Raw genomic sequence first — 1,560 nt, forward strand, 5'->3', positions numbered from 1 at the left:
ATACAAAATACATGGTGATATAAAGGATCCACACTCAATAATCATAAATAAAGATGATTACGAAAAATATGACAACAAATCTATACTCATTAGTGCCAAGATACTATCTAACATGATTAAAAATCCAATAGTTTTTCTTGGATATTCTTTAACTGACAGGAATGTAAAGAAACTTCTTTCTGATTTTTCCTCACAACTACCTAGAGAAGATGGTCGAAAATCAGCTGAAAGAATAATTTTGATTGAATATAAAGAGAATGAACAGGAAGTAGTACCAAAACAGATTACCGATCAACAGCTACAAATTACATATACATCTGTTAAAACAGATAACTATAAATAGATCTATGATGAGATCAGTGCTGTTGATGAAGGGCTCTCACCTTATGATGTTTTAAGGTATCAAAGAGCCATTAAAACACTTATCATTAATGAGGGTGAAAAAGGGCACTTAGATACTCTATTGGTTTCACCTTCTGACTTAGACAGACTTGAAGAAAGTGTTAAACAAGGAAAAAATTTAGTTGTTGCTCTAGGCGATAAAAAGTATGTATTCACACAAGTTAAAGAAATAAATTATCTTGAAGACTACTTATTTAATAAAAATGAAATATCTAATAAATTAGCCATAGATTTCATATTAGGTTCAGTAAACTCATTACAACTTCCATTTTCAAAAACTATAACCTCATGTAATTTGAAAGAGTTAAGTTTGCCAGCTAAATATGTGTTAAAACTAAATCAACGCATTGAACGCCACGGAAAACTAGACGACTTGCTCAATAAAATCACCTTAGATAAAATCAATGCAAATAAAATTTACACCAACATCAAAGATATAAAGGATGCAAAGTTCAAAAAGTACAAAGAATTGTCTATAGTCATTAAGAACATAAAAAATATCCCCAAAGAGGAGATTGAAGATTATGTTAAAAAAGAAGCGTTTGTTCAATTCAAGGCATGCGACGTTGACAATTTAAAAACCCAGTATAGGAAACTATTTCTTGCCTACGACTTGTTGATTCATGGAAATGTTGAAAAGATAAATTAAATAAACGCCCCGTACAAAGCGATGGCGGGGCTAATAAGTCATTTATGTATCATTTAGCAACTGACTAAAAAAATACACATAAGAACTCAGACTACCAATATTCGATTAAATTTGCTGCCAACCTACCGAGCTCACCACAACCCGATGCCCCTCTGTCACGAGGCACATTAAAGCTGTACAAATTTCAGCCACACCAATAAGTCTTCATACTCTTTTTTATAAAAATTCATTTAATTATCAATCAGAACAAGTATATCAAACATTATCAATACTAATTGCTATTGACTACACCAATAGCTATTGCTATTGTCATGCTATTGCATCGATGTTGGTATCACAAAATTTATAACTTCACCGTTGCGATGACCGCTTAGATCCGCAGCTTGAATTTCAGCAGGCTCCGGGGAGTGCGAGGGGTGAAGCGGACGCGTGAACGTCGGTGTGACCAGCTGAAATCAACTCAACACTTCATACCTCAGTCGCTTCAACGAGGCGACTTAGTTATGACA

The 1,560-nt window shown here is 33.7% G+C and carries 1 pseudogene; it reads left to right on the top strand.

Annotated elements, in window-relative coordinates:
• Window positions 1-1,051 (top strand): annotated as a pseudogene (locus tag EQY_RS27365) (SIR2 family protein); the annotation flags it as partial.
• Window positions 1,052-1,560: the final 509 nt, after the last annotated feature.

The organism is Escherichia sp. TW14182, assembly GCF_000208525.1.
Classification (GTDB): domain Bacteria; phylum Pseudomonadota; class Gammaproteobacteria; order Enterobacterales; family Enterobacteriaceae; genus Escherichia; species Escherichia ruysiae.